The sequence below is a fragment of the Henriciella barbarensis genome, from assembly GCF_003576345.1.
GTDB lineage: Bacteria > Pseudomonadota > Alphaproteobacteria > Caulobacterales > Hyphomonadaceae > Henriciella > Henriciella barbarensis.
Map to the genome: position 1 here is coordinate 501,581 of NZ_QWGB01000005.1, position 23,036 is coordinate 524,616.

Below are 23,036 nucleotides of genomic sequence, written 5' to 3' on the forward strand. Positions count from 1 at the left end.
TCAATCTGCGCCTTTCACCATGCAACGACATGATTGTCCATGCGACGAAAGGCAAACCACATGCACCGAGACTAGCTACCCTGGCGCAGCGATTTTTCCAGTACCTGCTGGGAGCCGAAGGCCAGGCGCAGACGATCCGTAGCTTCGGCGAGTGAGGTACGGCGTTCTGCGACGAGCGCCTCCTGTTTCCGCAACTGTTCGACGAGCCGGCGAGAGCTGCCATTACGTTCAGCCAGGCTGATCGATGCAAAATCCATCACTTCGGTCGGCGCCTGCAAGGCTGCCCGCATGGCAGTGAGATCGGTTTGCGCCCGCTCCAGCGCCATCTGCGCGGCGGCCATGTCCTGCTCGGCTCGTTGGCGCTTGAGCCCGACCAGCTTCTTCAGGGCTGCCGCCGTTTTCTTCTTCATCGGCTTCAAAGCGCCCCTTCCCTAGAGATGCTGACGCAGGCGATCGACGAAGCTGATGGCCGCGGCCACAGCAGCGAAGTGCTCGGTGTGGATTTCTTCGTCTATCTCAACGAGGCGATAGATGGAGCGCGTCGCTGGCGGGTCGCGATAGATCGGCACATCGTGGGCGTGCGCGACTTCGCGGATGCGGGCGGCCATATGGTCAACGCCCTTTGCAACAACGATTGGCGCCTTGTCACTGTCAGGCTCCCACTTCAGCGCGACGGCATAGTGCTCCGGGTTGACCATGACGACGGTGGCATCCTTCACGTTCTGCAGCATCTGACCCTTGGAGATTTTCTGCCCCTTCTCCCGACGCTGCTGCTTGAGGTGGGGATCGCCTTCGCTACGCTTCATCTCATCCTTCATCTCCTGCCGCGTCATCTTGAGCTTGTTGGCGTGAAGCTGGCGCTGGATGAAGAAGTCGACGCCGCCCAGCGCAAACTGGAAAACGCAGAAAATGATGATGATCATCGTCACCTGGCTGAAGGTGAACTCGAAGAACTGAGACAGCTGGACCGCGCTACTGGCGTAATAGTTTTCCACGAAGTGATAGAGAAAGAGCGAGGCCAGAAGCCCCGCGAACAGCATCTTGGCGGTATCCTTGCCAAAATCGATCAGCCCCTTAGGGCCGTACTTCTTCTTTAGGTTTTCGACCGGGTTGAGCTTTTTCATGTCCGGCTTGATGGACTTGGTTGAGAACGCCACGGCGCCCTGAATGACAACGGTCGCGAGAACCAGAACAACCAGAATGCCGAACAGGGGCAGGCACTGCATCAGGACGCTGGTCAGCCAGCGACGCGACTGTGCGCCGGAGCCGGCGAAAATATCATGCGCATAGCTGTCAGCATGATAGAACATTGCCGAGAAATCGTTGAAGATTCCGCGTCCAAGAACGGTGCCGAACAGGGCCGCAGCGAGGACCATGCCCAGCATCAGCGCGAAGCTGGTCGCTTCTTTCGACTGAGCGACATTACCGTCCTTGCGGGCCTGGCGTTTCTTCTGCTCTGTGGCCTCGAATTCCTTCTCGCCGCCACCGCTATTCTGGTCTTCAGCCATCCGGCAGTCCCCCTATAGCCAGCCAATGATGGACGGCGCGCGATCGCCCCATACCAACAGCATTGTGGTGATCGAAAAAGCGAGCAGCATAATGCCCGCGCCAATCATGAATGGCGCGCCGACAAAGGCCACCATGAGCGATGGAAGCGCCTTGTTTATGAAGCCAAGACAGATGTTGTAGAGCAGGTTCACCGCGACGAAGGGCCAAGCCAGCATGATGGCAATGCCGAACGCCTCGAAGCCACGCATGACGAAGAACATCGGATCGACCAGACCGAGAGCGCCCGCCGGAATATCGCCGTAGAGCGTCACGACCCTGGCAAAAACACTGACATGATAATCCATGCTGAGCAGCAGCGCCGCCCCCGCCATGGCGAGCGCATTCGCCGTGATTGTCTGGGCTTCAGTCTCCAGCGCGATACCCAACATCTGAGCAAGGCCAATGACCTGCGCGATGATGGTACCCGTTATGGACAGCATCCAGATCGCCAGTCGAAGCAGCAGGCCGAAGAAGAGCCCGATTGTCGCCTCGAGGGCGAGGTAGCGAAAAAACTCTCCAAGCCCTGAAAGAACCGGCAGATCGATCACGCCGCTGGCGGCCAGAGAGATGGCGAAGACCAGGATAATCATCGCCCGCACGCGCACCGGGACGGCCTGCTCACCGATGCCGGGCATGAAATAGATGATGAACCCTACCCGCGCCATGATCAGCATGACAGCGCCAATCCAGTAGACGGCCTGTCCAGATGCGAGCAACGTATCGGGCATCAGACGACGCCGACGATGTAGGGTTTGCTCCTCGACCCGATCTCCTCATAGGCGAGGACAGAGTTGCGGATGCCTTTGCTCGACAGGACCGTGTGAATGAAGCGGCGGCGGCGCGAGGTGGTCGCGATGGACGGCGTCACGCCTTTCTGGGCGTACTCGTTGAGCTTCTTCTGGATCGAGGTGGTCAGGTCGCCAAAGATATCCGGCGGCAGGGCGATGTCGGATGCGCCGTCTTCCTTGGTAATCTCGTGTGCCGAGAACTGTTCTTCCCAATTGGGGCCGAGCTGGAGCAATGGCAGACGGCCATCGCCGTCCTGGAGCCGGTCGACAATCTGGAAGCCGAGGCGCTGACGTACGAGTTCCGCAAGTTGCGGCGGGCTGGACGTGCGGGCTTTCGCTTCGCCGACCGTCTCGATGATGAGGAACATGTTGCGGATCGAGACACGCTCTTCCAGCAACAGACGAAGCACGGAGAGAAGCAGCTCCGGTGTGACCTTGCCGGGAATGTACTCGTCGAGGAAACGCTTGTTGGCAGCCGCGCGCTCTGCGTCGCTGAGCCGGGTCAGCGCATCCAGCGTGTCCATCATCACGAGACGCGAGAAGATGAGCGAGAAATTATTCTGGATGATTTCCAGCATGTGCGTCGCGAGCACTTCGGTCGCTTCGATGGCAGGGACGCCTGCGGCGGCGAGCTCCGCATTCTTGCCAGATGGCAGCCAGCGCGCGGAAGCTTGGTAGACCGGCTCTTTCACGCGCTCGCCCTGCAAGTGAGGGAGCTGCTTGTCTTCCATTAGCGCGAGTATGTTGCCAGGACGAAGCGTGCCGCCATCGACCTTCACGCCCTGAATGCGGACGCGGTAGGAATTCTTTGCCAGTGTCGGATTGTCCGTCATCCGGATGGACGGCAGCACGAAGCCATACTCTTCGGCGATATAGCGGCGGATCTTGTCGACACGGTTCTCGAACCCGTCTGCGCCCTGAAGAACGAGCGCGACGAGGTCTGGAGCGACTTCAAGGTGGATTTCGTCAGAGTGGATGCTGTCGCCAATTACGGCGGGCTCTGGCGCATCATAGGCGCTCTCTTTCGCTTCTTCGGCTTCCTTTCGCTTCTCATGTTCGCGGATGAAGTAGGCAGCCGTGCCGAACAGGGCCGCCGCCGTCATGAAAGGCAGAAAGGGAAGACCGGGCATGAGGGCGAAGACGCCGAGAAGACCGGCGACGATGTAAAGTACTGAGGCGTTCGCGCCGAGCTGTGCGAGCAGCGCAACGTCGATGGCGCCTTCATCCTTGCCCTTGGAAAGGAGCAGCGCTGCCGACACCGAAATGATGACAGCGGGGATCTGCGAGACCAGGCCGTCACCCACCGTCAGGATCGAATAATTGTTAAGCGCCTCGGTAATGCTGAGGCCATGCACAGCAATGCCAAAGCCAATGCCCGCAAGCAGGTTCAGCGCCGTGATCAGGAGGCCCGCGACCGCATCGCCCTTCACGAACTTGGACACACCATCGAGGGAGCCGAGGAAAGAAGCTTCTTCCTGTTCTTTCTGGCGGCGGGTCTTCGCTTCTTCATGGCTGATGGCACCGACGGCGAGGTCGCTATCGATGGCGAGCTGCTTGCCCGGCATGGCATCAAGCGCGAAACGCGCGCCGACCTCTGCCATACGGCCCGCGCCCTTTGTGATCACCATGAAGTTCACGATGATGAGGACACCGAAGACGACGAGACCAACGAAGAGATTTCCGCCCATGATGAACATGGCGAAGCCTTCGATGACATTGCCAGCCGCGCCCGTGCCGGTATGGCCTTCGGAAATGATCAGCTTGGTCGAGGAGACGTTGAGCGCAAGGCGCAGGACGAGCGACGCCAGAAGCACGCTCGGGAAGGATGAAAAATCCAGCGGCTTTTCGATGAAGATTGATGTCGTGAAGATCAAGATGGCGAACGCGAACGAAAGCGTCAGGCCAATATCCATGACCCATGCAGGCACCGGCAGGACCATCACCAGGATGATCAGCATGAGCCCGACTGCCAGCAGCGTCGTCGGTTTTGCCAGGTTCAGAAGGCTCGCGGCGGGCATGGCTCGCCTACCCTGCTATTATGGGCAGGACGGAATTGTTGAAGAAGTCGAGACAAAGCTGCGTCATATAGCCAAGCGTCAGGAAGAAGACGACGACCACGGCCATGATCTTCGGCACGAAAGTCAGCGTCATTTCCTGGATCGACGTCAGGGCCTGCAGGAGGCCGATCGCGAAACCGAGGACCAGCGTCACCGCAAGGATCGGTAACGCCATCAGGGCTGCCGTCCAGAAAGCTCCACGCAGGATTTCAAAGATCGCAAGCTCAGTCATCTATGGCCGCCCTAGACCGGCATCCGCAGGAGTTCCTGGTACGCCTCGACGACCTTGTCACGGATCGTTACGGCCGCATCGAGTGCGAGTTCAGCATTGGCGAGGGCCTCGACCATGGCATGCGGGTCAGCGCCCGATACGGCGGTTTGCATCGCGGTCTGTTCAGCCGCTTCCATCGTCTGCTTGAAGTTAGCAAATCCCTCAGAGACGGCGCCAGAGCCCTGTGGCTTGGCTGCCTGACCGGCTGCGTCGGCAGCTTTGACATTGTTGAGGGCGGCATAAGCCGAAAAACCAATACCTGACATCGTTCATGACCCCCTAGCGTTTGAGAACTTCGAGCAGGGTCTTGTACATTGTACGTGCCTGCTGGAAAGAGTTGAGATTGGCCTCGTAGGACCGGTTTGCTTCGCGCATATCCGCCATTTCAGTGACGACCTGCACGTTAGACAGCGTGACGTAGCCTTCCGGGTCAGCCATCGGGTGAGCTGGCTCATAGCTTCGCTCCCCCTCCGTTTCGTCGAGCTGGATCCGCAGGTTGCGGAACGCGTCGCCGTTCTTGTCAACGATCAGCGTCTTGCGCTGATAGCCCGGCGTGTCGGCGTTGGAGATGTTCTGCGAGGTCAGGTCGATACGCTCAGACTGGACGCGCATCCCCTGCATGGCCTGCAGCATTGTTGCCTTGATCGAATTCATTCAACCTGCCCCCTATCGTCTGCCAAGCGCCGCTCTCAGAAGGTCGAGCGACTTGGTGTAAACCGTGAGCGCCATCTGATGCTGGTCCATTGCTTCGGCCGATTTGTAAAGTTCATGCTCGATGCTCACCGAGTTGCCGTTCGGCGACGTCGGCGTGCCGGCATCCTGTACCTTGAACGCGGTAGACTGGCTGGAGCTGAGCGCGGTGCGCGAAAGAAAGTCCTCGAAAGACTCCAGCTGGGTCGCGCGATAGCCAGGATCGTCGGCATGCGCGATATTCTTGGAAGCATGAGTCTGCGCGTCGGCGGCGTGGCGCGCCATTTCGCTGTACATCTTGAAGACATCCATATTCGAGAACATGGCACAGGCCCATCGTGGTTAACTCTTTGCAAAGGGTGCCCGGCTACGTTGAATAAAAGGTTAACGAAAAGCGAGATTCTGTTTACGTAATGCAGCAGGCACGCGCACAGACACACGAACTCGTCCGCATCTGGGGCCGCGTCAGCGATGTCAGCCCCGGTAATGTCGGCATTACAGGCGTCAGCGCCCATGCAGGGCTTGGTAATGAGGTCGAGATCCAGACCCAAGGCGGCGTTGCCGTACGCGGTGAGATCCTGAACATCACCGAAGAGCGTGTGACTGCTCTTCTCTTCGACGAATCGGATGAGGTCCGAATCGGCGACAGGGCCTATATCGACCGGGAAGCTTCCGTCTCTCCCGGCGACCACTGGATCGGACGGATCGTGAATTACCGCGGTGAGATCGTCGACACCGAAAACGGCTCACCCGAAACCCTGCCGAGCAGCCTGATGCGTAAGAAGCTGGTCTCCAAGGCGCCGCCGAGCCATGTGCGAAAGGCGCTGGGACCACGGCTGAATACCGGGCTGATGATTACGGATACAGCCATCCCGCTCTGCCAGGGTCAGCGGCTCGGCCTGTTCGCAGGCTCCGGCGTCGGGAAATCAACCTTGCTGGGCGCGCTCGCGAATGGCGTTCAGGCTGACCGCATCGTCATCGCCCTGATCGGGGAACGCTCACGTGAGCTGAACGAGTTTGCGAAGGTCACGCTTCCCGCAGAAGCGCGCGCCAAGTCTGTCATCGTGACCGCGACCGCGAGTGAGCCGCCGGGCGCCAAGAAGCGGGCTGCCTATTGTGCCATGGCCGCGGCTGAGCACTTCCGCGATCAGGGACATCACACGCTGCTGCTCTTCGATTCGATTACCCGCTTTGCCGAAGCGCACCGCGAAGTTGCGTTGGTCGGGGGCGAAGCGCCCGCACTTCATGCTTTTCCGCCCTCTACAGTTCGGACGATCGCTGAACTCGCTGAACGCGCCGGTCCAGGCCCTGAGGGCAAAGGCGACATCACGGCGATCTTCTCCGTCCTCGTCGCCGGGTCCGACATGGAAGAACCTGTCGCTGACATGATCCGCGGTATTCTCGATGGCCACATCGTGCTGTCGAGGGATATTGCCGAGCGTGGGCGCTATCCAGCGATCGATGTCCTGAAATCAGTGTCCCGGGCCCTGCCGCGCGCGGCCTCACCGGAAGAGAACATGCTGCTTGCCGAGTACCGCCGGAACCTGGCCCTCTATGAAGAGCTGGCGCCAATGGTCCGTGCGAACCTGTATGAACGCGGCAAGGACATGGCGGGAGACCGCGCCATCGACCTGTTCGCGTCACTCGATGGCTTCGTGTCAGAGCGCCATGAGGGCGATACCCAGGCCGCCTATGTGCGGCTGGCCGAATTGCTAAGTGCTGGCCTCATGAAAGAGGCGGCGCAGGATGTAGCGCCCCCGCAGCCTAAAAAGCCACGCTAGAGCAGGCTCAAGAACAGGTTCTGGCTGGCGATTGCGCCAAAGCCCTGCCCGCCCCCGAGGAGTGTCAGGGCGGTGTAGCCAGGGGTCATCGCAGATGGTCCGTTGTTCACCGTTTCCATGACATGGAACCGGCGGATAACTGTGTTCACATTGTCCGGGTCGGTGAGCTGCGACAGGTCTGAAATACCGAATGATGAGCTCAGCTTGTCGCGCAGGATTTCGGCCTGCTTTTCAATCGGCTGCTTTGAGATATCCGAAGGCAGGTTGAGCGCTGTTTCCAGTACCGCCTTGACGGGCGGATTGCCGAGAATGCGATAGGCAATCGCGTCATTTGACGAACCGGTACCGGCTATATCGACGATCTTCTGCTGATAGTTCAGGCTGAGACGCATGTTTTCATCAACATCGCCGACGGCAATTCGGAAAGCCGCTGTCTCGAAATTCTCGCCCAGCTGCTCGATCTTGTCGGCATCAAGCGACAGCGTGCCGTCTTCGAAGGCAAAGGTTTCGGCAAACTTGGTATAGGCGGGATTGTTGAGGCGCTCGAGAAAGGTGCTGTCCGGGGTGGCAGCTTCTTCCAGAACCTTGCGAATGAAACCGCCTTTCCATTCCTCGCCGCCGAGATCGAACGCCGTCATGGTGACCCGCAGAAGCCGCCGGTCCGACATGAAATCGTCCAGCGACACCGGCTTGGACAGCTTTTCGCTCATATAGGCGCGGTCGTTCTTGACGCTCGCGCTGTCGGAAAACGTCTCGAGCTGACGGTTATAGGTAGACTGGAGGAAGCTCCAGCCGGCCAGGCCCGACATGGGGATCGCTGGCTGCACCATCGCGTATCAGGCGACCTTCGCCTGTTGATGCTCGGTCATCGCATTCTTCAAGTGAGCATGGCGGAAAAGCTCAGCTTCCAGCTCGACGAGATTGCGCATGTGGCAAAGCGCGGAATAGTGATTGCCCCGGCGCAGCATCTGGCGAAGCTGTGGGATGGCCTGCGAGTCGATGCCGCGGAAGACATCCTCAAGGCTGTCGATTTCACGAAAAAGCGCTGGCAGGACGCGGTCCTCTTCGAGGTCGCCTGTGATCAGCAGCTGGATTGCGTAGTAAACCTGTTTGACGGGGGTATTCACCTCGTCAGGGCGCAGCGCATCGCGGCAGCGCAGGACGCGCGCATTGGCGTCCGCAATTCTCAGGCTCGAAGGTTTGTCGCCGTTTTCCAGCAGGGCGCCGTTGATGACGACTTTCTCGCCAGCGGCGAGCTTCAGTATCAGTCCGGACATTTAGGTCGTGGTCTCCATCTGGCTGGGGCCAACTTCGCCAGAAAGCCCCTTCATTATCGTTTCGTTGATCTCGACGAGGTCGGAAATATCGGTGTCGCCTGCGAGTACCTGATAGCTGACACGGCGCACCATTTCGGCCAGCGTCAGAAGATTGGTACGGAGGCTGTCGTCCAGCCCGTTCTCAGGGCTGACCAGATCCACGGAAAGAATATGCCAGAGTTGGAGGTTGCGATCGATCGCATCTGCCCAAACGGCAGGAAGCGGCACATCCTGCGCCGCCACATCCTTGAGAGCGTTCGTAATTTCGCTGAACAGGGCAAGTTCGATCTGCTTGTCAGAAGCCGTCCGGCTCGTGACAGTGCTGTATGCCTTGTGCGCCAAATTATGCATGTGCCCTCACTCGTAATTACTGGGTGAAACCGGGCGCCCCAAGGGACGCCCGGCCTCAATTCATTGTCCTTAACGGAACAGGGACAGCAGGGTCTGCGGTGCGCTGTTCGCGATCGAAAGCGCCTGGACACCAAGCTGTTGCTGAACCTGCAGAGCCTGCAGTTTTGCAGATGCTGCTTCGATATCTGCATCGACCATGGCGCCGATACCTGACTTCATCGAGTCGACCAGATTCTGAACGAACTCTGTCTGGCCTTCGATCTGCTTCTGGGCCGAACCAAACGTGGTCGCTGCCGTGATCGCCTTGTTGAGAAGGGTCTCGATCGAGGTCAGAGCTTCGGTTGCGCCGGTCGAAGTCGAAACGTCGACGTCAGCGAGAGCGCCAAGACCGCCAGCTGCAACGGCCACATTGGTTGCGCCCAGAGCGGAGGTGGAAATGTTCACATCTCCGCCGCCTGCCGTAAGGGTCAGCGTCGCGTCACCTGTGAGCGGATCGGTCGCAGCCGTGCTATCGACGGTCAGGTTGGTGATACCCGCATCTTCGATGTCACCGGCAAGCTCGCTGAGAACATCGTTGATGGTCTCATCAGCCTGGGCTGTGTAGCTGAAGTCAGTGTCGCCCACATTGACGGTGAAGGTGTCACCCGCGGAGATTGCACCGCCCTTGAAGGTGACGACAACATCGTTTCCGTCTTCAATGATGGCCTGCTCAAACGTCGTTTCAACGTCTGCCGGATCAAGCGCAACCGTACCGCCCGATGCAGCGATCGTGATGGTCGTGTCATCAGACTCCGGATCAGTTCCAGCTGTGAACCCAACGGCACCAAGGTTGGTGATTGTCTTCGTACCGATGTCGTCAGTCAACTTCTCAGCAATGTCTGCGAGCGTGTCGTCAGCATCAGCGGTCGCCGTAATCGTTTCGCCGCCCAGTTCGAACGTGAAGACGTCGCCTTCATTGATGACACCAGCCTTCAAGGTCAACGTAGCGGTGTCGCCATCGCCGATGTTGGTACCCGTGAGGCCCGTAATCGCGATCGTGCCTGGATCGCCTGAATCTTTAGCAACGTCGCTTGAACCAGTCGTCGACGCGGTAGACACGTAGCCCGCGTCTGTCGCTTCCTTGTCGGCCTCAGGAACAGCTGCCGTCGCCTGAAGGTCAACGCGTGATACGTTGATGAAGGCAGGTGCGACTGCGCCCGTGCCATCGCGGTCGAGCGAAGCGAGAACTTTCAGGTCATCGGTGCCCTTGAGCAAGTTCTGACCGTTCATCTGCGCGCCGTTGACGATATTCGTGATCGTCGAACGGATCGCCGCAACGTCTTTCTGGATTTTCTCGCGGTCGCTGTCGTTGAGGTCCTGCTGGGCGTCAACGATCAGGTTTTTCATGTCCTGAAGCAGGCTGGTGATCTGCTCGGAAGAAGCGCGGGCAACACCAACGGTTGCAGAGCCTTTGTTCAGCGAGGAAGAGATTTGCTCGAAGCTTGCAGCGTCGGTCGACATGACAGTCGAGATGGCCCAGACGGAAGCGTTGTCCTTGGCAGACGCAACTTTCTTACCCGTCGAGATTTCGTTCTGGACGGATTCAAGATTGCGGTTGATGTTGCGCAGGGTTTCAAGCGCAACCATCGAGCTATTGTTCGTAAGAATACTGGACATCAGTTATCCCCTTTTAAGTTCCAGATCGAGCCGGTGAGACCCGACCTCGAAGTTCCAACTCATGTCATCCTGACAGCAGGTATTTGCCCTGAACCAATCTTGGTTATGAGACCTGATTAGGGGACACTCATGGACAATCGGTTAACTGGCTCAGGCTTTTTTTGCGTAGCCGCCAGTTGCTTTGGAAAATGCTGTTTTTTCCCCGGCAGCCGTGTAGGCGCCGACATAGGACTGAGCCGTAGAATTGCTCACGCGCGTGACAGCCTGGCCAACACCGTTACGTACGGCCGAGAACAGATTTGCATTTTCCGTTGCGAGGCGAACGATACGCTCCATACGGACTTTTACATCTGCCACACCGCGCAGCCGCGCGGGGTCTTCGACGAGCGCGTCAAAGGCCTGCATAGCTTCCATCTTTGGCTGCAGCAAACCGCCGGCCTTGCCGGCTTGCCCCGCCTTCAGGGCTTCATGCTCTGCCTCGAGGAGCTCCAGAAGGTTGCTCAAGATGGCGTCTGGGTCGGCCTGCATAGTCATCAGGTGTCTCCAACAGTTCTGGACATCTCATAGGCCTCTACCGCCCGGTCCACGGCATTCAGGCCCAGCGGATGTTTCTCGGCGAGATCACGTGCGATCGCTTCGACAGCGAATTGGGTGAATGCAGCCGCGCCTTCGCCGCCAACGCTGGAGAAAGCTTCTTCAAGCCCTGTATGCCGGAGCATTTCGGCCCAGAGCATCTGCTCAAAGCGAACATTCACATCAGAATTATTCTCGGATGAAGCAGTCGCCGCTGCCGATTGTGCGGCCGGCGCGCGAACAGGTTCCACGGGCGGGCTATATGTAGATTGCGCGCGCGAGGGCGCAGCTGGTTCAGCCGTGCGAGCTGATGGCAATGGCGGAGGCGTGGCCGCTTTACGTCTTGCTGGCGCAAGCTGATCGGCATTCGGCGTCAGTACTTTCAGAGGGATCATCTTCGGCCTCCCTTCATTCAGCGCACCCGGGGCGGCGGGCGGCGTCGATTTTTCTGCCAGCGTTAAATCCGCTTTTACTTGTGGTGGGGCAGATTTGGTTAAGAGAGCGCTAATCAGAGTTAACCAAGGACACTGAATGCCCGCAGCCATTGGACCATTGGGCCCGCTTCTGGCCGAACCGGCGCGAGCCCGCAGTGAGCCTGCTCAATCAGGCCGCGGCACAGCTTTTGCCGAAGTTCTTGAAACTGAAGGTCGCAGCGACCAGGCTTCGTCGGAAGACGACGGTGAACATGCGGACGGCGCAGGCAATGCAGCTGTTCTGGCCTTTTCTTCGCAACCACGCGCGGCCGAAGAAGACACAGCAACCGAGATTGCAAAAGCAGATTTGGAACCGGATCGCGCGGCGTCTGATCCTGCTGCACTCGCACCTGCACCAGCCGCCGCCGCAGCTGCGCCCGCCAACGAAGCCGAATCGGAGCCAGCCCCCTCGTTCTCAGACAAGCCGGTGCAACCATCAGGTGATGTCAAAGTGGATGATGTCGCGGCCAAGACTAAGACTGCTGCGAATGTTGAAATTGCGAGCACCGATTCAGTCGCCGAGGTTAAGTCTGAAGGCAGAGCCGTTCAGGCAGGTGCTGTTCCTGCGGACGCACCTCGCCCCATCGCCGAGACAGAAATCACCAGCACCGAGACTGCCTCTGATGGACGTGTTCGCGGCACGGCCAGCGATGCAGCAGCCCAACGCACGGAGACATCTGAAGTCGATGTCGCGAAAGTCGCCGAATTCAAGGCTGGCAAGGTTGCGACCTCAGATGCCATGACCGATGCGCGCGCTGAGATCAGAGGCGGCGAAGCGCCAGGACGTCCCGATCTAGTGCTCGCCTCACTTAACCCTGGCGCACAGATGACCGAACGCGGCACCGGCCGCTTGAAAGACGTACCTGCAACCGCGTCGCCAGCGACAGTCTCGGCGGCAGGTATCGATCCTGAAGCCACACCGCAAATCGATCGCGCTGGTACGCAGCCTGCAATCACTCCTGCCCCGCCTGCGTCGGACAGTGTCGCCGAGAGCAGTGCCTTTCTGAGCGGCGGACTGGAAGTCAGCGCGCAGGCAACGGCACCAAGCGATAGCGGGCAGCAGGCCCCCACTCTGTCACTAGCAGCAGGCGCTCCAGCGTCCGCACCCGTCGCGGCCCAAGCGCCCGCTGCAGGTGCCACTGGCTTCGGTGCCATGATGACGCCAGCGCAAGCAACAATCGTCGCGGCCCCTCAGGAAATCGTGGACATCGTCAGCAGCAAACTTGCAGGCGGCGACAAGCCAGATCGCATCATGGTGCAGCTGGACCCACCAGAGCTCGGCCGCGTGTCGATCGAGTTCAAGTTCGATGCCCAGGGCCTCCAGCAAGTCGCTGTCAGAGCAGACACACCGGAAGCCATGAAGCAGCTTCGCCTGCTACATTTCGATCTCGTCCAGTCACTGGAACAGCATGGCCTCTCTGCACGCGACATGACCTTCAGCGAGGGATCAGCGAACGGATCGCAGAACCAGCAGGCATCCGAATTCATCGATTACACTGCAGTCGCAGATATTGAGGCCGAGACCATACCGGCCCCTGCGCTGCTACAAGCACGCCGTGCCCCCATCACCATCGGCGCAAGCGGCCTGAACATCAAACTCTAGGAAGGAGTTTCGGGAATGAGCGTTATAAACGCAGCGCAGGCGACCCAGATCGCCCAGTCAGCGCAATCGCCGCAGTCAAACCAGACTACGAGCTCGCAGCAGGATGAAAGCGGGAGCACGCAGTTTGTCGGCGAGGAATTCAACAACTTCCTGAAACTTCTGACCGCGCAGCTGCGCCATCAGGATCCGCTTTCGCCTCTCGACTCGACACAGTTTGTCGAGCAGCTTGCTTCCTTCTCGACGCTGGAACAGCAGGTGCAGTCGAATACGAGCCTGAAGAGCATGGCCAGTATGATCGGCGACCTGCATTCCATGTTTGCCAGCGAATGGCTGGGACAGTCCGTGACGGTCGAGTCATCTTGGGTCCCCTATTCCGGCGACCCTGTAGATTTCTCCTTCGACGCACCAAACGAAGCAACGGCAGCCGTGCTGACGATCGCAAACTCATTCGGCGAGGCTGTCTATAATGACCGTCTGACGATCAATGATGAGAGCAAAAGCTGGGATGGCCGCTTCTCGAATGGTGGCGCTGCAGCTTCCGGTGAGATCTACCAGTTCGGGATCGATCTTTATGCCGGAGATACCTTCCTCGGCACGGTTGCGCCTCAGGTCCTTACGACCGTGACCGATGTCGGCACGGAGAATGGTGAACTACGCATCGGAACCTCATCCAGCCTGTCGGGCGATCTTGGTCAGGTTCGCCGCGTAACCGAATAGATAACTCTGTAACAGAATTCCGGACAGCAAGGCAGCGCGCTAGATGTGCTGCTTTGCCATGTCCAGGATGAGCACGTTTTCGAGCCCTGTTGGAAGAACCTCGCGGAGGTTTGCCAGGATCATCGAGCGGATCGTCTCATAGTTCTCCGGATTGGTCAGGTCGCCGAGCGTATTGCCTTCGTTCGACAGTCGGATCAGCGTACTCATCACATTGTCGCGCAGCTTCGGCTCCATCCCGTAGACCTGGTCTGACACGGACTTGTCGATCTCAAGGTTGAGATTGATGATGACAAGGCTGTCGACGCGCTCACCCTCAGTGATTGGCACGACAAATTCACGGCTGAACTTGTAGTACTCCACGTCACCGGACATGCCGGCGCTCGACTTGCCGCCATGACCGCTGCCGCCATGACCACCACTTTTGGCCTCACCATGGCTGTCCCCCTCTGCCTCATGTCCATCGGCACTGGCCGATGCATTTCCGCCCGCGGAAAACGCGCCTTTCATGAACAAGGCGCCGCCTGCGCCCAAGACAACAAAAATGGCGGCAATAATGCCGGGAATGATCTGCTTCATGTCATGCTGACTCTAGAAAGGGACAATGGTGTCCAGGAGTTTGGGGACAAAGCCCGCGCGTACAGGCTCTGTCGCCTGACCTGAACTTACATAGGATAGCTGGGCATCGGCAATCTTCTCATACGTCACCGTATTCATTCGCGTGATGTCCTGAGAACGGATCACGCCCGTCACGGTCAGCACGCGTACTTCATTGCTGACACGCGTGCGCTGGTAGCCCTGAATCACCAGATTGCCGTTCGGCTCGAGCCCGATAACGCGGGCGGCAAGACGGAATGTGACCTGCTCGGCACGATTGATCGCACCACTGCCGTTTAGGGCGGAATTGCGACTATAATCGACACCCGGCGAAAGGTTCGCCCCGCCAGGCAGCACACCATTTGCCCATTCTGGAAGACCAAACAGCGCATCAAGGTTGAAGTCCTGATTGGTGCCGCGCGTGCTTTGCAGTGAGTTCTGCATGCTCGCCTGATCGTCCATCTCAACGACCACGGTCAGAAGGTCACCAACAGACTTCGCCCGGCGCATGCTGAGCAGTGAATTGGCCGACGTCGTCCAAAGTGAATTCGTATCATTGTGCAACGGCGCCTGCGGGAAGGCCGCCATGGACTGAACCGGCGGTGGGCTCGCAGGAGGCGCTGCCATCAGAGCCTGCTGGCTGGACGGCGAGGAAGCGCACGCAACGCAGCCAAGCGCCAGTAGGGAGAAGAGGAATGCGTTCTTCATTGTGCCAGCACCCATCCGCCCGACTGGACGACGCCAGACACCATCTTTCGGGAGTTCGTGTTGATCAGTGAGACCGTATCGTTGAGCCCCCCCTCTTCCATCGCGCGGGCGGTGGTCGAGATTTCGAGGCCGCCGCGAATGTATTTCACGGTGACGACTTGGTTGCGGCTCACAAGACGCTGCGACTGGGTGTTCTCCATCGACACTTCGCGCCCGGCATAAACCGTGCGGCGAACTTCGCGGCCAATGAGCGGGCTGTCGAAAACAGGCGTGCCATCTTCGGTGACCAGCATTCCCGGCGAAATGACTTCGCCTGAGCGGATAACATCCTCGGCTACAACGGCACCTGAGGCGGTGAGCGCAAGCATGAATCCGCTTGCGAGGGTAGCGACAATACTCATCGGACTACCTCACTCTCGTCGTGGCGGCGAGCATTTCATCCGCTGCCGTGATGACTTTCGAGTTCAGCTCATAGCCCCGCTGCGCCTCGATCAACTCAGAGATTTCCTGAACGACGTCGACGCCTGAATCTTCGAGATAACCCTGGCGCAGAATGCCGACCCCTTCAGTCGCGGGGACCAGCCTGTTGGGCGCGCCCGATGCCTCTGTCTCGAGAAACATGTTGTCGCCCATGGCTTCGAGGCCCTTTTCGTTGACGAAGCGCACCAGGGAGATCGTGCCGATGGCCTGACCTTGCGCTTCGTTCGCGAAGTAAGCGACCACTTCCCCATCGCTGCTGATGGAGATGCGGCGGGCGTCCTCTGGAATGGTGATCCCGTCGGCGAGTTCAAAGCCATCCTTGGTTACGATCTGACCTTCTGCGCTACGGTTGAGCTTGCCATCACGGGTGTAGGCAGACTCGCCCGAAGGCAGCTGGACTTCGAAGAAGCCGGTGCCATCGATCGCGATGTCGAGTTCTGACCCGGTCTGGCGAAGCGAACCCTGCGTGATCTCCATGGAGACCGATGACGGCTTCACCCCGGTGCCAAGCTGGACACCTGCAGGCACGACCGTACCGACCTGCGAGGAGATCGTGCCCGGTGTCAGGTACTGCTGGTACATGAGATCGGCGAACTCTGCCGTGCGCGGCCGATACGCGGCCGTGCTCATATTGGCGATGTTGTTGGAGATGACGTCGACACGTAACTGTTGTGCCGCCATGCCCGTGGCTGCGATCTGCAGTGATTTCATAGGGTCCTCCCTCGATCCACGTCCTGTGCGTTAAAGCTGTCGTAAAGTGCTGATGAATTTCGCAATCCGGTCGTCTTCACGTTCGATGAGTGCCTGGCCGGCTTCGTAGGCGCGCTGCACTTCAATCATGCGCGCAATCTCCAGAACCGGTGAGACGTTTGACTGTTCGAGAGCGCCCTGCACCACGCGGGGCTCTACAACTGGCTGGAAGCCTTCTTCGGCCGTAAACATGGCGTCGCCTGCGCGGCTAAGCTGGCCTTCGGGCTCGACGACACCAACCTGGTCGATGATCTGCCCATCGAAGGAAATCGTTCCGTCTCCAGCGATGCTGACGTTTGTCGCTTCTTCAGGGATCTGGATCGCACCGCCACCCGCATTGAGCACGCGGAAACCCGTATCGGTAATGAGCTCAGCTTGCGCGTTCAGCTGGAAGTGCCCAGCACGCGTCAGACGTTCACCTTGCGGCGTCTCAATCAGGAAGTAACCCTCTCCCTGAATGGCAAGATCGAACGTGCCATTTGTGAAGCGAAGGCCGCCCTGCTCCAGATCAAATTCGTGCCCTGCCAGCGTTCCCATTGAAAGGTCGGCGAGATTGTTACGCGTCCCGGCGATAAACTCGGCAAAGATGGCCCGGTCGGACTTGTAGCCGGTTGTGCTGGAGTTTGCGAGATTGTTGGCCACAACCTGCATTTCAGTCATCAGGCCCGACTGGCGGGCAAGCGCAGCATAAATTGCGTTCGACATCAGCGAACCTCCGTCGGAATTGGCCCTAGGGACTCTCGCAGACGCTCGAGCCTTGAGGATACATCGGTCAGTTCGATCTCTCCTCCAGTCGGCGGCTCCGGGGCAGGCCGGGCATCGGAGACACGAAGGGCGCGGATCTGGGTTTCTTCGTCACCGCTTCTGGCGGCAATCGTATAAAAGCGTTGCGGCACGACCCAGTGACCTGCGGCGGCGTCCGCCTCTATGAGCATGAGAGCGGTATCGACATCTTCGGGAATACCGCGCACGAGACGGTTGAAAGCCGCGCGGTCGCCGCGATTGATCGCGTCAATCAACGCAACCTTGCGGATGGCAACACTATCCGGGTTCTCTTCCAGCAGACGGGCCAGTGTCGCATCGTCCTTGAGCCGGAAAGCCAGCTCCGCCTGCGCCAGAGCCAACGCGGCATCATGTGTGAGACGCTCGGAAAGCTTTGCTGACATGGATGGCAGGCCGAGATTAGCTGCGATCGCCGCCGCGCGTGCAAATCGTGCTTCGGTCCCCGCGCGATCGGCGAGGAGGGCCTCGCCCTTCATCAGCGCATCCATGGCCTTGAGATTGATCAAGAAGGCGTCGCTTTGCAGGTCTTCGTCCAGCATGTCTTCAAAGTGCCCAGCAAGACGTTCACGTGATTCCGGGTCTGCCGCGGCGGGCACATCGGCAAGGCGCAACGTCAAGTCGTAGCCAACCGCGCTATTGAGGTCATGCAGGATAAGATCAAGGTTTTCGGAGACTGAGGCTTCGGCTGGCAGGTTGCCGAGTTCATTGATGTAATAGTCGACGATTTCCCGCTCCAGTTCGCTTGAAATCGCCTTTCCATGGCGGCGAAGGGCCGAGGCCGCCTCATTGCGATACTGTGCGCGGCGGAGATATCCGCGAATATCGTCGGCAGCACTCGGTGAGCCCATAGACAGGCGCTGAAGCGCTTTCACGAACTGCAACTCGCGGCTTTGCGCAAATTCCTCTGCCGTAAAGCTCGTCATTAGGCGCTCAGACAGGATTGGGCGATCCAGGCGGTCGAGAGCAGGGATGACGATAAAGGCGGCGTCAGCGCGAAGACGAAGCGGCAGCGCGCGAAAGTCTGCAAAGTGCTGAGCGAGCAGGTCTGCCCCGTTTGCGTCGTTCGATTTCAGCTGTCCAATGGCAAGCCACACCCCGTCTGCGTGAGCGCAGCTGGCAACGTCGCGGAAGAATGAAAGGTCAGGCCTGGTGTCGCGGTCTAGCAGATCCGTCAGAAGACGCAGCGCCACGCCGCCCTGACCATAGTCTCCTTTGATCTCGGACCGTGCTTCCGCGATCATGCCAAGTGACAGATAGGCTTTCGCCATGAGGCGGCCGAGGGCGGTGGTGCGTTCTTCACCCTCAAGAAAGCCGCGCCACTGCGCCAGGTCCCCATAGGAGGTGAAGTCGGAGAACTCCGCAAAGTCGTAGGGAGAGGTTTCAGGGCAGAGATACTCGACCTGGATTTGCGCAGTGGCGGCAGGCTCTGCTGGCGCCTGCTCCTCTGCGGTTTCGGTCACCTGCGGTCGAATGTCTTGAGGGGATACGTTTTCGGCTGGTTGGTCAGCCACAGGTGAAGCTGGCGTCTCAGCAGGCTGAGGTTTCGCAGGTCTCAACAGGCCTTCATTGATCGCGTCCTGAACAAAGCTGTCGAGCTCTCCGGGAAGACGGTCGATTTCATCTGGCTGACCAGACACAATCGGCGGCTCCTGCTGAGCAGAAGCCGCCTGCGCCAGCATTGCAGCGCCAAGACATATGACCACGAAACTTCTCAAGCTGCCTGCTTCAGCCCCCTCAGTGCTTCTTCAATTTCGTTGAAGGATGGACGCACCCGCGCTGGCGCATGGCGCCTTGCGACCTCGACGCAGATGTTGACGGGATTTTTATGGAGGTTCGACACCAGCATCTCGCCGATCATCGAGTAGAAGAAGTGCTCCTCGGTCCGGAGCGCTTTGACGCGAGAGGCGAAGGGGCCGACGAGACCGTAGGCGAGAAACACGCCAAGGAAGGTTCCGACGAGGGCACCGCCGATCATCCCGCCAAGCACTTCAGGCGGTTTGTCGATGGACGACATCGTCTTGATGACGCCAAGCACAGCCGCAACGATGCCGAGCGCTGGCAGGGCGTCCGCCATGGTCTGCAGGGCGTGCGACCCGGCGAGCTTGTCTTCATGCAGGCTCTCGAGGTGCTTCTCGAGTAGCTCTTCAACCTGGTGGACGTTATCAAAGTTCATCAACATGGAGCGGATCGTGTCGCAGATCATGTTGATGGCATCCTCATCCTTGAGGATTTTCGGGTAGCGCTGGAAGATGGAGGACTGTTGGGGGTCCTCAATGTGCTGTTCGATGTCGACTGGATTGTTACGTAGCACGTTCAGAAGCTCTGACATGAGGCAGAGCAGGTCCTGATAGTCGCTTTTCTTCCACTTCGAACCGGTGAATGCGGCCACAACATCCGCGCCAGTCTGCTTGATGGTGCCGAAGTCGTTTGCCGCCAGAAGTGCGCCGATGGCTGCGCCGCCGATCATCATGCCTTCGAATGGAAGCGCGTGCGTAATGATGTCCATATGACCGCCGGCAAGCATATAGCCACCGAAGACCATGCCGACTGTCACCAAGATGCCCAGAATTGCGTTCAACTCATCCTCCATCGCGCCAATAAAAGCGCGGATATTTCCTTCGTTCAGGCGCCCGATAGCTCCTGAACGAAACTTTCCAGCAGGGGCGAAGTCAGCTTTATGGCGCGTCTGTCTTTCCAGTTGCCTAATTCAGCCTCACCGATTTCCACAGGTCCGGTCAGTGTCTCCGCGTGCAGGTAAAGCTTGCCATCCTCCGCATCGGATAGAGGCAGCACCTGCCCCACTTCGAGGCGAGAGCAATCGGCCACCGTTATCGGCAGTTTTGCCAGCACAGCATCGAGCCCGACGCTTGAACGGCGGATCGACTTTATGAGGTTTGACTTGTTGACCGCAGGCCTGGGCTTCGCACTTGCGGCGACCGCCTGGTCAAGACGTTCGGCATGGGCGGTCAGGCTCTCGACGTCATAGTAGAAGTCCAGACGCGCCGTGGGCTCGACATCGCCGCGCCCGAACAGATTGACGGTAATGCAAACAAGCTTTGGGCCATCAAGGAAGACTTCGGGCAAACCTGCCGGGTCCGCGACCATATAGTCCTCCGGTAACGCCAACCCGGCCGGTACAGCGTGCGAAAGATCGCTCATCAGCCGGCGCACAGGCTTGTCGCACATCAGACGAAGAAAGAGGGGCGGCGCAATCTCGACATGTGAAAGGTCTTCTTTCAGACGCCGTGCTACAAACCGCTCCGCGAGGGACGCACCGATCGAAATGCCGTGAAGCCCGCCAGTCCCCCGAGGTAAACAAATATACCCGAATTTTTCACGAATGCGGGCTTTGGCCTGCTCGAGGGTGCATAGCGCCCTAGCCCCGATCTGGGCCTTCATTTCGAATCCGAGGGCCTCTTTCAGCCACGTCTCACAGGCCTTCGCCATGGTCGCCCACAGAGGCTCACATTGCAGGAGGGACGGGGGTAATCCCCCCGCTGACCTCATCATTTTAAGCAATGTTTCCGACACGCCAGCCCCTCAGCTGAATGGATATTTCTCCACAGTCCGGTGTGGGCGGATTTGGTAAACGTTTCGTTAGGGATACAGCGCCAATCGCGCGCCTCGCTTAGACGATGTGTCAGCCACTCTCTGTTATTGGAGATACTGAAACTGCAGAAAGCGGGTCAAACTCATGGCACAAACGCCTTCCGACGCTCACCACGTCACGATCATCAAGCGTAAGAAAGTCGTCAAAGGCGATGGGCACCATGGCGGTGCCTGGAAGGTCGCTTATGCCGACTTCGTAACCGCGATGATGGCGTTCTTCCTGCTCATGTGGCTGCTGAACGCGACCACGGAAGACCAGCGCAAGGGTATTGCAGACTACTTCAACCCGTCCATTCCTGTCAGCCGGGTCTCCGGCGGCGGCGCCGACGGCCTGAACGGCAGCTCCCTGATGGCAGACGACTCGGCGGCAAAGGTCGGGACGGGCGCGACAGGCATTGGCGACGGCCATTCGCTAGAGCAGATGCGCCACACCGATATCCAGCGTGACCTTGAAGCGATGCGCGAGGAACTCGGCGATGATCCAGAGCGCCTATCAGAACATCTAATGGTAAAGATGACGCCAGAAGGTATCGTGCTCGAAATCGTCGATTCCGAAAGTCGGCCGCTCTTTGAACTCGGTCGCAGTGAGCCAACCGCGCTCATGACCGACCTTCTCGACGCGGTCTCCAATTCGCTCAACGCGTTCGAAAATGACGTCAAGATTGTCGGTCACACCGATAATCGCCCCTTCCGCGGCGCGGCGGGCTACGACAACTGGCGGCTGTCTTCAGACCGCGCGAACATCGCCCGTCAGCTTCTGTCTTCAAATGGTTTTCCGATTGATCGTGTACGGGAGGTTTCTGGGCGCGCAGACACTGACCCACTTGTCCCTGGCGACCCGTCGGCTGCACGCAACCGCCGTATCTCCATCACCATCATGACAGACACCCCAGACCCCGCGGCGAGCTAATTATCCGTCTATTAAACATTCAGCTCCAATTTCAGAGGAAATCTGACAAAGGAGTTGTCAATGAGTATCTCGTCGTCCCTGAATGCAGGAGTAATGGGGCTGAATTCAAACGCGAGCCGTTTGTCCACGATCTCCGACAATATCGCGAACTCTTCGACTTACGGCTACAAGCGCAGCGTCGCTGACTTTTCCAGCATGGTGATAAACGGCCAGGCCTCTGCCTATTCGGCGGGCGGCGTGACCGTGAACACCTTCAAGGACATCCAGCAGACCGGTTCCCTCATCAATACTGGCAACTCAACCGATATTGCCGTGGGGGGCCGCGGCCTTCTGCCAGTGACAGACGGTGCCGGTGTCAACTCGCTCGCGTCTGAACGGGAACTCATGCTCCTTCCGACCGGCTCCTTCTATGCAGATGAGTCCGGCAACCTTCGCACCCAGAGCGGCATGTTCCTGCTCGGTTGGGCCGTGGACAGCGATGGCGACATTGGCACAGTCAGCCGCAACAGCGGCGCGAACCTGCAGCCGGTCAACATCTCTGCTTCTCAATATGTGGCATCGCCGACGTCTCGTGTTGATCTCGGCATCAACCTTCCAGCCGATGCGACCCTCGCAGGCGCATCCGGCCAGCCATATGACCTGCCAATCGAATACTTCGACAATATTGGCCGAGCACAAACGCTATCCTTGTCTTTCGCCCCGAACGTCCCGGCAAGCGGTGCAACCAATCAGTGGACTGTCCAGGTCTTCGACAGCGCGACAAGCGACACGACCCCGATCGCCGAACTGGTCATGACCTTTACCGATGATGTCGACGAAGGCGGCCGGATCGACACGGTCGCACCGGCAACCGGCACCGTCTATGATGAGGATACGGGCATCATGACGCTGAGCCTTCCGCACGGCGATGTCGACGTCCTGGTTGGCGAACCTGGAGGCACGACGGGTATTACCCAGCTTTCCGCACCCTTTTCGCCTACCAATGTGACCAAGGATGGCGCGCCAATCGGTGACCTCCAGTCGGTCGAAATCGACGAGAAGGGCTTCCTTCAGGCCGTCTATAATTCGGGCTATCGGCGCGCGCTTTATCAGATCCCTGTTGGCGATGTGCCGAACATGAATGGTCTTCGCGCCAAGGATGGTCAGGCCTTCTCCGTTTCAGCTGAAAGCGGCAACCTTTATCTCTGGGACGCGGCCACCGGCCCTGTCGGTGATGTCGCCGGCTACTCCCTCATGGAGTCGACGACTGACATTGCGGCAGAGCTGACCGACCTCATCGAGACGCAACGCGCCTATTCGTCGAATGCGAAGATCGTCCAGACCGTCGATGAGATGCTTCAGGAAACAACCAATCTGAAGCGCTAGGCTAACGCTGAGC

27 protein-coding genes are annotated in these 23,036 nt (G+C 58.9%); 5 read left to right on the forward strand and 22 right to left on the reverse strand.

The window, feature by feature from the left end; all coding sequences use genetic code 11:
• Positions 1–71 precede the first annotated feature (71 nt).
• Genes D1224_RS05345 through D1224_RS05380 form a run of 8 tightly spaced genes read right to left on the reverse strand, consistent with a single transcriptional unit; the run spans position 72 to position 5,678 of the window.
• Complete coding sequence (locus tag D1224_RS05345; RefSeq protein WP_119378877.1) at positions 72–410, reverse strand: hypothetical protein; 339 nt, start codon at positions 408–410, stop codon at positions 72–74.
• A 21-nt stretch (positions 411–431) separates the two neighbouring features.
• Entirely contained in the window at positions 432–1,508 is a 1,077-nt protein-coding gene (locus D1224_RS05350; protein ID WP_119378878.1) for an EscU/YscU/HrcU family type III secretion system export apparatus switch protein, read from the reverse strand.
• Positions 1,509–1,520: 12 nt separating this feature from the next.
• Entirely contained in the window at positions 1,521–2,276 is a 756-nt protein-coding gene (locus D1224_RS05355) for a flagellar biosynthetic protein FliR (protein WP_119378879.1), read from the reverse strand.
• A complete protein-coding gene (locus D1224_RS05360; protein WP_119378880.1) occupies positions 2,276–4,354 on the reverse strand; it encodes a flagellar biosynthesis protein FlhA in 2,079 nt (692 codons plus the stop codon). Before D1224_RS05360 ends, D1224_RS05355 begins: the two co-directional genes overlap by 1 nt.
• 7 nt (positions 4,355–4,361) lie before the next feature.
• Positions 4,362–4,625, reverse strand: a complete 264-nt coding sequence (locus D1224_RS05365) for a flagellar biosynthetic protein FliQ (RefSeq protein ID WP_119378881.1) — start codon at positions 4,623–4,625, stop codon at positions 4,362–4,364.
• Between the two features lie 11 nt (positions 4,626–4,636).
• Complete coding sequence (locus D1224_RS05370) at positions 4,637–4,930, reverse strand: flagellar hook-basal body complex protein FliE (RefSeq protein WP_119378882.1); 294 nt, start codon at positions 4,928–4,930, stop codon at positions 4,637–4,639.
• A 13-nt stretch (positions 4,931–4,943) separates the two neighbouring features.
• Positions 4,944–5,318, reverse strand: a complete 375-nt coding sequence (locus D1224_RS05375) for a flagellar basal body rod C-terminal domain-containing protein (RefSeq protein WP_119378883.1) — start codon at positions 5,316–5,318, stop codon at positions 4,944–4,946.
• A gap of 12 nt (positions 5,319–5,330) precedes the next feature.
• A complete protein-coding gene (locus D1224_RS05380; RefSeq protein ID WP_233350406.1) occupies positions 5,331–5,678 on the reverse strand; it encodes a flagellar biosynthesis protein FlgB in 348 nt (115 codons plus the stop codon).
• Positions 5,679–5,767: 89 nt separating this feature from the next.
• On the opposite strand from D1224_RS05380, the gene D1224_RS05385 reads away from it, so the two are divergent.
• Positions 5,768–7,135: a FliI/YscN family ATPase gene (locus D1224_RS05385; RefSeq protein WP_119378884.1), complete on the forward strand. Its 1,368-nt coding sequence runs from the start codon at positions 5,768–5,770 to the stop codon at positions 7,133–7,135.
• Here D1224_RS05385 and D1224_RS05390 read toward each other — a convergent pair.
• The 6 genes from D1224_RS05390 to D1224_RS05415 form a co-directional block, all read right to left on the reverse strand.
• A complete protein-coding gene (locus tag D1224_RS05390; protein ID WP_233350407.1) occupies positions 7,132–7,944 on the reverse strand; it encodes a DUF1217 domain-containing protein in 813 nt (270 codons plus the stop codon). The genes D1224_RS05385 and D1224_RS05390 overlap by 4 nt on opposite strands.
• Before the next feature lie 27 nt (positions 7,945–7,971).
• Positions 7,972–8,412 (reverse strand): flagellar biosynthesis repressor FlbT, encoded by a 441-nt coding sequence (locus tag D1224_RS05395; RefSeq protein WP_119378886.1) that lies wholly within the window; start codon positions 8,410–8,412, stop codon positions 7,972–7,974.
• Positions 8,413–8,802 carry a flagellar biosynthesis regulator FlaF gene (locus D1224_RS05400; RefSeq protein WP_119378887.1) on the reverse strand — a complete coding sequence of 130 codons (390 nt, stop codon included), beginning with the start codon at positions 8,800–8,802 and terminating at the stop codon, positions 8,413–8,415.
• 69 nt (positions 8,803–8,871) lie between these two features.
• Positions 8,872–10,458, reverse strand: a complete 1,587-nt coding sequence (locus D1224_RS05405; protein WP_119378888.1) for a flagellin — start codon at positions 10,456–10,458, stop codon at positions 8,872–8,874.
• Positions 10,459–10,608: 150 nt separating this feature from the next.
• Positions 10,609–10,992 (reverse strand): hypothetical protein, encoded by a 384-nt coding sequence (locus D1224_RS05410; RefSeq protein WP_119378889.1) that lies wholly within the window; start codon positions 10,990–10,992, stop codon positions 10,609–10,611.
• The gene (locus tag D1224_RS05415; RefSeq protein ID WP_119378890.1) at positions 10,992–11,426 is read right to left on the reverse strand and encodes a hypothetical protein; all 435 of its coding nucleotides are present in this window, start codon (positions 11,424–11,426) and stop codon (positions 10,992–10,994) included. Before D1224_RS05415 ends, D1224_RS05410 begins: the two co-directional genes overlap by 1 nt.
• 136 nt (positions 11,427–11,562) lie before the next feature.
• On the opposite strand from D1224_RS05415, the gene D1224_RS05420 reads away from it, so the two are divergent.
• Both D1224_RS05420 and D1224_RS05425 read left to right on the forward strand, forming a co-directional pair.
• Positions 11,563–13,107 carry a flagellar hook-length control protein FliK gene (locus D1224_RS05420; RefSeq protein ID WP_119378891.1) on the forward strand — a complete coding sequence of 515 codons (1,545 nt, stop codon included), beginning with the start codon at positions 11,563–11,565 and terminating at the stop codon, positions 13,105–13,107.
• Positions 13,108–13,122: 15 nt separating this feature from the next.
• Positions 13,123–13,824: a flagellar hook assembly protein FlgD gene (locus tag D1224_RS05425; protein WP_119378892.1), complete on the forward strand. Its 702-nt coding sequence runs from the start codon at positions 13,123–13,125 to the stop codon at positions 13,822–13,824.
• Between the two features lie 39 nt (positions 13,825–13,863).
• Here D1224_RS05425 and D1224_RS05430 read toward each other — a convergent pair whose 3' ends face one another.
• From D1224_RS05430 to D1224_RS05465, 8 genes are read right to left on the reverse strand one after another with little or no spacing between them, the layout of a single operon-like run.
• Positions 13,864–14,400, reverse strand: coding sequence for a flagellar basal body-associated FliL family protein (locus D1224_RS05430; RefSeq protein WP_119378893.1), 537 nt, complete (start codon positions 14,398–14,400; stop codon positions 13,864–13,866).
• Positions 14,401–14,412: 12 nt separating this feature from the next.
• Positions 14,413–15,126 (reverse strand): flagellar basal body L-ring protein FlgH, encoded by a 714-nt coding sequence (locus D1224_RS05435; protein WP_233350408.1) that lies wholly within the window; start codon positions 15,124–15,126, stop codon positions 14,413–14,415.
• Entirely contained in the window at positions 15,123–15,527 is a 405-nt protein-coding gene (gene flgA, locus D1224_RS05440) for a flagellar basal body P-ring formation chaperone FlgA (protein WP_119378895.1), read from the reverse strand. The genes D1224_RS05435 and flgA overlap by 4 nt, the downstream gene beginning before the upstream one ends.
• Positions 15,528–15,531: 4 nt before the next feature.
• Positions 15,532–16,317: a flagellar basal-body rod protein FlgG gene (gene flgG, locus D1224_RS05445; protein WP_119378896.1), complete on the reverse strand. Its 786-nt coding sequence runs from the start codon at positions 16,315–16,317 to the stop codon at positions 15,532–15,534.
• Positions 16,318–16,347: 30 nt separating this feature from the next.
• Positions 16,348–17,061: a flagellar hook-basal body complex protein gene (locus D1224_RS05450; protein WP_119378897.1), complete on the reverse strand. Its 714-nt coding sequence runs from the start codon at positions 17,059–17,061 to the stop codon at positions 16,348–16,350.
• A complete protein-coding gene (locus D1224_RS05455) occupies positions 17,061–18,854 on the reverse strand; it encodes a hypothetical protein (protein WP_147372335.1) in 1,794 nt (597 codons plus the stop codon). Before D1224_RS05455 ends, D1224_RS05450 begins: the two co-directional genes overlap by 1 nt.
• Positions 18,851–19,717, reverse strand: a complete 867-nt coding sequence (gene motA / locus D1224_RS05460; RefSeq protein ID WP_119379904.1) for a flagellar motor stator protein MotA — start codon at positions 19,715–19,717, stop codon at positions 18,851–18,853. Before motA ends, D1224_RS05455 begins: the two co-directional genes overlap by 4 nt.
• Positions 19,718–19,761: 44 nt before the next feature.
• Positions 19,762–20,586, reverse strand: coding sequence for a FliM/FliN family flagellar motor switch protein (locus tag D1224_RS05465; RefSeq protein WP_182482172.1), 825 nt, complete (start codon positions 20,584–20,586; stop codon positions 19,762–19,764).
• Between the two features lie 247 nt (positions 20,587–20,833).
• Here D1224_RS05465 and D1224_RS05470 point away from each other — a divergent pair, with 247 nt between their 5' ends.
• Both D1224_RS05470 and D1224_RS05475 read left to right on the forward strand, forming a co-directional pair.
• Positions 20,834–21,658, forward strand: a complete 825-nt coding sequence (locus D1224_RS05470) for a flagellar motor protein MotB (protein ID WP_119378900.1) — start codon at positions 20,834–20,836, stop codon at positions 21,656–21,658.
• A 60-nt stretch (positions 21,659–21,718) separates the two neighbouring features.
• Positions 21,719–23,023 (forward strand): flagellar hook protein FlgE, encoded by a 1,305-nt coding sequence (locus tag D1224_RS05475; RefSeq protein WP_182482173.1) that lies wholly within the window; start codon positions 21,719–21,721, stop codon positions 23,021–23,023.
• Positions 23,024–23,036 lie beyond the last annotated feature (13 nt).